This window comes from Kitasatospora sp. NPDC036755 (genome assembly GCF_040636595.1).
Lineage (GTDB): Bacteria > Actinomycetota > Actinomycetes > Streptomycetales > Streptomycetaceae > Kitasatospora.
Window position 1 is genome coordinate 2,403 of sequence record NZ_JBEZUT010000277.1, and the last position, 9,350, is coordinate 11,752.

Consider the following 9,350-nt stretch of genomic DNA (forward strand, 5'->3'; position numbering starts at 1 on the left):
TTCGGTGGTGGCCGTGACCGTGACGACCGTCGTTCGGGTGGCTTCGACCGTGACCGTGGCGGCGACCGCGGTGGCTTCAACCGTGACCGCGGTGGTTTCGGTGGTGGCCGTGACCGTGACGACCGTCGTTCGGGTGGCTTCGACCGTGACCGTGGCGGCGACCGCGGTGGCTTCAACCGTGACCGCGGTGGCTTCGGTGGCGGCCGTGACCGTGACGACCGTCGTTCGGGTGGCTTCGACCGTGACCGTGGCGGCGACCGCGGTGGCTTCAACCGTGACCGCGACGACCGCGGCGGCCGTTCCTTCGGCGACCGTCCGGCCCGCTCCTTCGGCGACCGCCCGGCCTTCGGCCGTGACCGCGACGAGCGCGGCGGCAGCAGCAGCCGTCCGTTCTCGCGCCGTGACGACCACCGCTCCGGCGGCCGTCCGCAGGCCGACCGCGGTGGCTTCAACCGTGACCGCGGTGGCTTCGGTGCCGGCCGTGACCGCGACGACCGCCGCTCCGGTGGCTTCGACCGCGACGACCGCAAGCCGCGCTGGAAGAACTGACGCCGCACCGGCGGTAGTCGACCGCCGGCCGGGCTGAACGTGTGAAGGGCCCGCTCCGTCCCCGGAGCGGGCCCTTCGCGTTCCCCCGACACCCCCCGACAGCCACCTCGCCGTGCCCCGGAGGTGTTGTTCTGTAGGTGAGAATAACCTGTGGCGCGCGGGCGCGACAGTCCCGTAGCGTCGCGGCCATGAGCAGCAGACTGCACGACGTGGCACGGGTGAACGAGGAGATCGCCGCACGGGGGAGCTACCGGACGGACGGGGGCGAACTCGTACGGGTGGGCGAGGAGTTGGCGGCGGCGAAGGCCGGCACGGTGTCGTACGCGCCGGACGGGCTGGACGCGCTGCTGGCGGCGGGGGCCGACGGGCCGGGCCCGGCGTCCGGGCGGATCGAGGTGACGGCCGAGGGGAGCATCCAGGCCGCCCGCCGGCTGGTCGAGGCCGGGGCGGGGCCGGTCGGGGTGCTGAACTTCGCCTCCGCGCGCAACCCCGGCGGCGGGTACCTGCGCGGTGCCCGGGCCCAGGAGGAGGACCTGTGCCGCAGCGCGCTGCTGTACAGCTGCCTGCTGGAGGCACCGGACTACTACGAGGCGCACCGGGCGTCCACCGACCTCCGGTACAGCCACCGGGTGATCGTCTCGCCCGCGGTGCCGGTGATCCGGGGCGGGCGCGGCGAGCTGCTGGCACGGCCGTACCCGGTCACCTTCCTGACCTCGCCGGCGCCCAACGCCGGTCAGCTGGAACAGCGTTCGCCCGGTTCGGACGTCCGGGGCGTGCTCGCCGAGCGGGCCGTGCGGGTGCTCGCGGCGGCCGCCCGGCACGAGGTGCGCACGCTGGTGCTCGGCGCCTGGGGCTGCGGGGTGTTCCGCAACGACCCGGCGCAGGTCGCCGAGGCCTTCGAGGGGGCGCTGGCCCGGTACGGGGCGGCCTTCGAGCGGGTGGTGTTCGCGGTCTGGGACCGCTCGCCGGTCTCGGCGAACCGGGCCGCCTTCGAGGCCCGGTTCACCGCGGGGTGATCGTCCGGCGGCCGGTCACGTCCGGCGGCCGGTCACTTTCGGAAGCCGGTCACTTCCGGCGGGCGGAGAGCGCCGTCGCGGCCGTGGAGGCCGCGGCGACCACTCCGGTCACGGCCAGGACGGACGGCCAGGCGCCGATCCGCTTGGCCAGCGGGTGGGAGCCGCCGAAGGCCGCCACGTACAGGCCGGTCAGCGCCGCCGCGGTGCCCGCTCCCGAGCTCCGGTGCCACTGCGCGGCCGCCCCGGCGCCGGCCACCGCCAGCACCGCGCCGCCCAGTTCGCGCCGGCCGCTCCAGCGGGCGACACCGTAACCGCCGACCAGACCGCTCGCCGCGGTCAGTGCGGCGGGCGCGGCCGCCACGAGCACGTTCGGGACCTTCGCCATCGTCGACTCCACTCGTAGAGGGCTGTTCCGGCTTCCGACCATAACCCGGTGAACGGGCCGGGCCGCCCGGGGGCCGCCGCTACCGGAACGCCTCGGCGGGCGTCTGCCCCGGCACGGTGGCGGCCAGCCGGCGGGCGGCCTCCGCCGGGTCCAGCACCCGCTCCAGCCGCAGATCGCCCGGGACCTCCTGGATGAACCGCCCGGCCGACCAGCTCCGCTCGTACGGCAACGGCTCCAGCACCAGGGTGCGCACGCCGTCCACCACCGGGACGTCGCTCGGCGTCCCCTCGTTCCAGATCCAGGAGCCGTCCGGCGCGACCAGGTTGAAGGCGCCGGTGGCGATCACCCGGCGGCCGTCCAGGAACGCCGTCCGGGCCAGCGCCACCACCTCCCGGTCCTGCGGGGTGCCGGGCAGGTGGCCGCCGCCGATCAGCACGTCGGCGAGCAGGGTGTGCAGCTGGAAGGTGTCGCTCAGGCCGCTCATCCGCAGCAGGTAGCCGGTGCCGGTGGGGCGGTCGAGCACCAGTAGCGGCTCGTCGTCGAGCATCAGCGCCAGGTGGACCAGGCCCTTGAAGTCGTGCTGCTCGCCCTCGTAGCGGTCGAACAGTTCCAGGATCACCTCGGTCACGCCCGAGGCGCGGGCCTCGGCCCGGACCTCCGGGTGCGCGTACACCGCCCAGGCCGCCTGCTGCCACAGGTGCAGCGTCCACCAGGCGACCACGGCCAGGTGCGCGTTCCACTCGTCCAGGTGCGCCGGGTCGGCGATCCGCTCGTGCGCCTCGGCCGGATCGTCGTCCTCCGCGCTGGGCAGCGGGCCGCCGCCGGTGGAGACCCAGCGCCGCACCAGCAGCTGCGCGCCGGTCAGCGCCCCGCGCAGGCCGGCCAGCACCGGGCCGGAGCAGGCGACCGGGTCGGCCCCGTGCTCCACGCAGGCGCCCACCACCATCGCCAGGTGCGCGCGGGGGAACGGCGGCGAGTCCGGCAGCAGCGCGGCCAGCCGGGGCCCGGCCGCCACCCGCTCCGCCGGACCGGCCGCGCCGAACAGCCCGCCGACCAGCCCGAGGGCGGGCCCGAACGTGTCGTCGTCCCCGGCCGCGACCGCGGCCTCCAGGGCGGCCACGGCTTCGGTGAAGGTGGGTTGTTGACGGTGCGGCGGTATCTGCTCGGTGGACATTCGCCGCAGCATAGGGGGCCGGGCCGGTCCGGCGGAAACTCCTCCGCCGTCCCGGCCCGCGGGGGCCGTTCGGCGGGCCCGTCGGGCCGGGCGGGCACTGTCGGTGCCCGGTGGCAGACTGCGACCGTGACAGACTCCGCGATCACCGACGGCACCTACCTCGTCCGCAACGTCGGCAGCGGCCTGCTGCTGCGGGTCGCCGACGCCTCCCGGCGCAGCGGCGCCCGGATCGTCCTCGGCGCGGACGACGGCGGCGACGCCCGGCTCTGGCGCCTCACCGCCGTCCACCCGGGCGGCGCGCTGTTCCACATCGAGAACGTCGGCAGCGGGAAGCGCCTGGACGTCACCGGCGCCTCGACGGAGGACGGCGTCCGGATCCAGCAGTGGTCGGCCAACGCCTTCGGCGCCCAGGAGTGGCTGCTGGAGGCCCACGTCGACGCCCCGGGCACCTACACCGTCACCAGCTTCGTCAGCGGCAAGCCCCTGACGGCCGGCGACACTTCGGAGGCCGACGTCCACCAGCGCGAGGACGTCGACACCCCGGAGCAGTGGTGGCGCTTCGAGCGGCAGGAGGGCTGAGGGCCGGTCAGGCGGAGAGGTTGGCGCGGGCGGCGTCGAGCTCGGCGTCCGTCGTGCCGTGGTGGCGGAGGTACTCGGGGATCGAGCCGTGCCGGTCGTGGATCCAGGCCAGCGAGGAGACCAGGAGCTCGGCGCCGACCGGGCGGGAGAGGCGCTCGGTGCCGGTCTCGTCGATGTACGGGGTGGGGCCCCTGTCGAGGCCGAGGCCGATGTTGGAGAGCAGGAAGTCGGCGGTGATCTCGGCCTCGGAGGCGCCCAGCAGGGACTGGAGGACGGCGATGGTGAGCCCGGTGCGGTCCTTGCCGACGGCACAGTGCACGACGGCGGCCAGCGCGTCCGGTGCGGCGAGGCGGCGGACCACGGCGGCCAGCGAGGGGCCTGCCGTCGAGGCCATGAAGGGGTAGAGGGCGGTCTGGTCCTCGGGCCAGGGCCGGTCGCCGTCCCTGGGGTGCGGGGGCAGGGTCGGCAGGCCGAGGGTCTCGTGGCCGAGGCCGTGCCGCTGGTCCGGCCAGGTCTCCAGCTCGAACGCGCTGCGCAGGTCGAAGACCGTCCGCAGGCCGAGCTCCTCCAGCCGCCGGGCGCCCTCCTCGGTCAGGGTGTGGAAGGACCCGGAGCGGTACAGCACGCCCCGGCGGAGGGCGCCGATCCCGCCCGCGTCACGGAAGTTGCGCACACCGGGGATGTCGATGAAGGCGTCGGTCATGGCCACCACCGTACGGGCGGGGGCAGGCGGGCGGAAGGAGAAGTGCGAGGCCGCGTTCCCGGCGGGACGACACCGTCCGGAACCGGTCGCCGCCGGTGCGGAACCCGCCGTTCAGCGACCGCCGCTCAGCGACCGCCGCTCAGCGACCGCCGTTCAGCGACCGCCCGAGACCTCCAGGAACGCGCCCGTGGTGTACGAGGCCGCCGGGGAGAGCAGGAAGAGGATCGCCTCGGCGACCTCCTCCGGCTGCCCGCCGCGCCCCATCGGCAGGCCGGGCGCGACCCGGTCGACCCGGCCGGGCTCGCCGCCGAGCGCGTGGATGCCGGTGTGGATCAGCCCCGGCCGCACCGTGTTGACCCGGATGCCCTCGGCGGCGACCTCCAGGGCGAGGCCGCGGGTCATCGAGTCCACCGCGCCCTTGGCGGCCGCGTAGTCGACGTACTCGTTCGGCGAGCCGATCCGGGAGGCGGCCGAGCCGACGTTGACGATGGCGCCGCCGCGCCCGCCGTGCCGGGTGGACATCCGGCGCACGGCCTGGGCCGCGCACAGGAACGGGCCGGTGATGTTGGCGGCCCAGATCCGGTTCAGCCGGTCCTCGTCGATCTCCTCCAGCCGGCACTGCTTCTCCAGCGTGCCGGCGTTGTTCACCAGCCCGGTGAGCGGGCCGAGTTCACCGTCCACGGTGGTGAACAGCCGCTCCACCTCGGCGGTGCGGCTGACATCGGCGCGGACCGCGAGGGCGGTACCGCCCTCCGCCCGGATCGCGTCCACGACGGCCGCCGCCGCGGCCTCGTCCGTACGGTAGTTGACGCAGACCCGGTGGCCGCGGCGGGCGGCCAGCAGGGCGGTGGCGGCGCCGATGCCGCGGCTCGCGCCGGTGACGATCAGGACCTGTTCGGTGGGGGTGGTCGACATGGCTCGTACGCTACCCGGCGGACCGGCCGGGGACACGTGCGCCGGCCACCCGCAGGGCCGCGGTCTTCGGGGCCCGGCTCTTCGGCGAGTCGAGGCCGAAGCCGCGGGCGTCGCCCGGTTCGTCCCGGACGAAGGCCTCGGTGCGGGCCGCGGCCTCCCGCAGGGCGTCGTCGAGCGGGACGAAGGGCAGCCGGACGAGCTCGGCGGGATCGTGCCCGGCCCCGGCCCGGAATTCGCTCGCCCGGCGCGGCCCGCTCCGGGGAGGATGCCCGGACGAGGACGCGGCGCCCGCGGGCCCGTCCGTCCGTCTGTCCGTCTGCGGGTCTGCCCGTCCGTCTGCCCGTCTGTCCGGGAGGAGTCCGTCGATGTCCGCCGTCCCCGCCACCATTGCCGCCGCGCCCGGCACGGTGCTGCTCTCGGGCATCGTCGGCTCCACCGCGTACGGCCTCGCCCACGCCGGCTCCGACCTCGACCGGCTCGGCCTGTTCGCCGTCCCCACCGAGGAGTTGCACGGCCTGAGCCGCCCGGCCGAGTCCCACGTCACCACCGCGCCCGACCTCACCCTGCACGAGGCCGCCAAGTGGTGCCGGCTGGCGCTGAACTGCAACCCGACCGCCTCCGAGCTGGTCTGGCTGCCGGACGGGCTGTACGAGGTCCGCACCCCGCTCGGTGACGAACTGGTCGGTCTGCGCTCCTCGTTCCTCAGCGCGCCGGCCGTGCGGAAGGCCTATCTCGGCTACGCCGAGCAGCAGTTCCGCAAGCTGCTGGCCCGCGACACCACCGACCCGGCCACCCGCCGCCGGGCCGCCAAGCATGCCCGGCACCTGGTCCGGCTGGTCGAGCAGGCGGTCCTCCTGCACGAGACCGGCCGCAACCCGATCCGGCTGCGCGACCCCGAACGCATCCGCGAACTCGGCGAACGCATCGCCGACCGCCCCACCCTCGCGGAGGATCTGCTGGCCGGGGCCGCCGAGCGCCTCGCCGGCCCCGGCGTGCTGCCCGCCGCCCCCGACCAGCGCCCCGTCGAGGCCTGGCTCCGCCGTGTCCGCGCGGCCCACTACACCCCGCCTCAAGACCCGCTCCACAACCCCGGCACGCCCGCGCAATCCACTGGCGGAGCCCTGGGGCCCACCGGGTAGGATCGCCGTGGTCCTTCCACCCGGCACCCCGGGTGCGCCAGGGCCGCGGGCCACTAGCTCAATTGGCAGAGCTGCGGACTTTTAATCCGTAGGTTCAGGGTTCGAGCCCCTGGTGGCCCACCGCGACGAGGCCGGATCGGGAGTTCTCCGATCCGGCCTCCGCCGTTTCCCGGGCGCGGTCGTCCCGCGGGCCGGAGCCGCGCGAGGCGCCCCGCGCGTTCCCCACGCGTTCCCCACGCGTTCCCCGCGCGTCCCGGGTGCCCAACTCCGTTGTCCGCAAAGGCGCTGCGGTGCCCGGGCCGGCCGGTCGGCGGGCCGGCGGGCCGTTCGGGAGCCGGTCGCGCGCGGCACCGCCCAGGAGGGCGGCTGCGGCGCCGCCGCGTCCCCACGGACCGTGCCGGTGGCTGGATTTCGATGTCGGCGCGAAGCGGTGACGTGGCATGGGTCACGTCGGAATCGGGCGTTTTCGACTGTTCTGCGGGGATGTTGTCCGCCGGTCGGCGGGGTTGTCCGAGGGGCCGAGGGTCGGTGATCACGTCGGGCCTAAATATGATCGGAAGCCACGATCGTCGGTAGTGGTGACGGTCGTATGTGCAACCTGGGAACGGTCCGGACCGTCTCTCTGTGTGCGGTGCGCCGGATCGTCAGGGGCGTCGCTTCCGTCGGTGAAAGGTACGCGCATGTCAGGTCGGAGGGGCGAGAGCCCGGCTCGGGGCGAGGGCGTGCCCGCGACGGAGGACGCCGCGGGCTCCGTGCCCTCCCCGCGTGCCGGCGGCCGGGCGGAGGCCCGCCGCGCCGCCCAGGGCAAGGGCGGCGGCGCGGGCGGGAAGACGACGACGGCGTCGGCGGCAGCGTCGGGCGGGCGGGCGGCGGCGCGCAAGAGCGCCAAGCCCAAGAAGAACGTGAAGAAGATCGTCGCCTGGTCGACGGCGGGCGTGCTGGTGGTCATCGCCGGCGTCGGCGGCGCGATCTACCTCAAGCTGAACGCCAACATCAAGTCCTTCGACGCCGACGCGATAGCCCGCAACCGCCCCCCGGAGGCCCAGGCCGACGCGGACGGCAACAAGCCGGTCAACGTTCTGCTGATCGGTTCCGACAGCCGGGGCAAGAACAACTCCGACCTCGGCGGCGGCGAGGACGGCGGCGCCCGCTCCGACACCACGATCCTGCTGCACGTCTACGCCGACCACAAGCACGCCGTGGGCATCTCGATACCGCGCAACGCCATGGTCCAGATGCCGTCCTGCAAGCTGCCCAACGGCAAGTGGACCAAGGGCGGGAACACCGACCTGTTCAACGCGGCCTTCTCGACCGGCGGCAGCGACGACGGCAACCCGGCCTGCACCCAGAACACCGTGGAGAAGCTCACCGGCATCCGGGTCGACCACACCCTGGTGGTCGACTTCAACGGCTTCGCGTCGATGACCAAGGCCGTGAACGGCGTGGACATCTGCCTGCCGAAGGCCATCTACGAGGGGGACATCAACCCGAACCTGAAGAAGAAGGGCGACCTCGTCCTCCCGCAGGGCAAGCAGACCGTGGAGGGCCAGCAGGCGCTCGACTACGTCCGGCTGCGGCACGGCATCGGCGACGGTTCGGACATCGGCCGGATGATGCGCCAGCAGGCGTTCCTGAGCTCGCTCGCCAGCAAGATCAAGAAGGACGGGATGAACCCCACCACCCTTCTCCCGCTGGCCGACGCCGCGACCAAGTCGCTGACCGTCGACCCGGGCCTGGACTCGGCGGACAAGCTGCTCTCCTTCGGCCTGTCGCTCAAGAACATCGACATGCACGACCTCAAGTTCGTGACGGCGCCCTGGCGCTACCGGACGCAGGACAAGAACATCGACCTGGTCCAGGCGGACGCCAACAAGCTCTGGGACACCCTCAAGGCCGACCAGACCATCGACGGCCAGAACGCCACCGGCCAGCAGCCGGACGAGCCGGCCCCCGGCGCCACCGCGCCCGCGCAGCCGCCCGCGCCCACGACCCCGGCCGCCCCCGCCGGGGACACCGGCAACTCCGCGATCAGAGTGGCGGTCTACAACGGGACCCTCTTCAACGGCCTGGCGGGCAAGGCGACCGAGCAGCTGAAGGGCGCCAAGTTCACCGCCAGCACGGCGGGCCAGGCGGCGAGCACCAAGTACAAGACCACCACGATCGAGTACGGCTCCGGGCAGAAGGCGAACGCCGAGAAGGTCGCCGCGCTGTTCCCGGGGGCCTCCCTGGAGTCCAGCGGCGCGCGGGGCATCTCGGTGATCACCGGCCAGGACTTCGCGGCCGCGATGGGGATGACGGCCGGCGCGCCCGCCGGCAGCGTCGCGCCGACCACGCCGGGGGTCCAGGCGCCCCCGCAGCCGCTGCCCACCAGCATCACCAACGACGCCCGCTCGGCGGACGACGACATCTGCGCGAACACCAGCTACGGCAGCGGCGGCTGACCGGACCCGGCGGACACGGCGGACGACCCCCGGGCCCGCGCCCTCCGAGGCGCGCGGGCCCGGGGGTCGTGCCATGGTGGGCCGTAGCCCCCGGCGGGGGCTGAGCGGTCACCGAAAGGCGGACCCCATGCCCGAGATCGCCCTCCAACTCGACATCGCCGCGCCCCGGGCCGTGGTGCTCGCCGCGCTCACCACGCACGACGGGCTGACCTCCTGGTGGACCACCGGTGCGGACCGGGACGGCGACGTCCTGCTGTTCGAGTTCCCCGACGCCCCGGAACCGTTCCGGCTGCGGGTGGAGCGGGCCGACCGGGACCGGGTGGTGTGGACCAACGCCGGCTCCTTCCCGCCGCACTGGGCCGGCACCTGGATCAGCTGGGAGCTGTCCGCCCCGCCCGCCCCGCCCGCCCCGCCCGCCCCGCCCGCCCCGCCCGCCGCGCCGGAGCAGC

General features: G+C 74.6%; 9 protein-coding genes, 1 tRNA gene and 1 pseudogene. 7 read left to right on the top strand and 4 right to left on the bottom strand.

Features of this window, described 5'->3' with window-relative positions:
* Nucleotides 1–549: pseudogene (locus AB0E96_RS31060) on the top strand (RNA helicase); the annotation flags it as partial.
* A 188-nt stretch (nt 550–737) separates the two neighbouring features.
* Nucleotides 738–1,565: a TIGR02452 family protein gene (locus tag AB0E96_RS31065; protein ID WP_359829106.1), complete on the top strand. Its 828-nt coding sequence runs from the start codon at nt 738–740 to the stop codon at nt 1,563–1,565.
* 49 nt (nt 1,566–1,614) lie between these two features.
* Here the strand turns inward: AB0E96_RS31065 and AB0E96_RS31070 are convergent, their stop codons facing one another.
* Entirely contained in the window at nt 1,615–1,950 is a 336-nt protein-coding gene (locus tag AB0E96_RS31070) for a hypothetical protein (protein ID WP_359829107.1), read from the bottom strand.
* A 79-nt stretch (nt 1,951–2,029) separates the two neighbouring features.
* Nucleotides 2,030–3,124, bottom strand: a complete 1,095-nt coding sequence (locus AB0E96_RS31075) for a hypothetical protein (RefSeq protein WP_359829108.1) — start codon at nt 3,122–3,124, stop codon at nt 2,030–2,032.
* On the opposite strand from AB0E96_RS31075, the gene AB0E96_RS31080 reads away from it, so the two are divergent.
* Nucleotides 3,098–3,703, top strand: a complete 606-nt coding sequence (locus tag AB0E96_RS31080) for an RICIN domain-containing protein (protein WP_359829115.1) — start codon at nt 3,098–3,100, stop codon at nt 3,701–3,703. The two genes, AB0E96_RS31075 and AB0E96_RS31080, sit on opposite strands and share 27 nt — an antisense overlap.
* Nucleotides 3,704–3,710: 7 nt before the next feature.
* Here the strand turns inward: AB0E96_RS31080 and AB0E96_RS31085 are convergent, their stop codons facing one another.
* A complete protein-coding gene (locus tag AB0E96_RS31085; protein WP_359829109.1) occupies nt 3,711–4,406 on the bottom strand; it encodes a tyrosine-protein phosphatase in 696 nt (231 codons plus the stop codon).
* Nucleotides 4,407–4,559: 153 nt separating this feature from the next.
* Entirely contained in the window at nt 4,560–5,321 is a 762-nt protein-coding gene (locus tag AB0E96_RS31090; protein ID WP_359829110.1) for an SDR family oxidoreductase, read from the bottom strand.
* Nucleotides 5,322–5,686: 365 nt separating this feature from the next.
* On the opposite strand from AB0E96_RS31090, the gene AB0E96_RS31095 reads away from it, so the two are divergent.
* From AB0E96_RS31095 to AB0E96_RS31110, 4 genes are all read left to right on the top strand, one after another.
* Nucleotides 5,687–6,460 carry a nucleotidyltransferase domain-containing protein gene (locus AB0E96_RS31095; protein ID WP_359829111.1) on the top strand — a complete coding sequence of 258 codons (774 nt, stop codon included), beginning with the start codon at nt 5,687–5,689 and terminating at the stop codon, nt 6,458–6,460.
* Nucleotides 6,461–6,507: 47 nt separating this feature from the next.
* A tRNA-Lys gene (locus AB0E96_RS31100) sits at nt 6,508–6,580 on the top strand.
* 560 nt (nt 6,581–7,140) lie between these two features.
* Nucleotides 7,141–8,901 (top strand): LCP family protein, encoded by a 1,761-nt coding sequence (locus AB0E96_RS31105; protein ID WP_359829112.1) that lies wholly within the window; start codon nt 7,141–7,143, stop codon nt 8,899–8,901.
* Nucleotides 8,902–9,028: 127 nt separating this feature from the next.
* Nucleotides 9,029–9,350: hypothetical protein (locus tag AB0E96_RS31110; RefSeq protein ID WP_359829113.1), on the top strand; the 322-nt coding region annotated here is incomplete at its 3' end.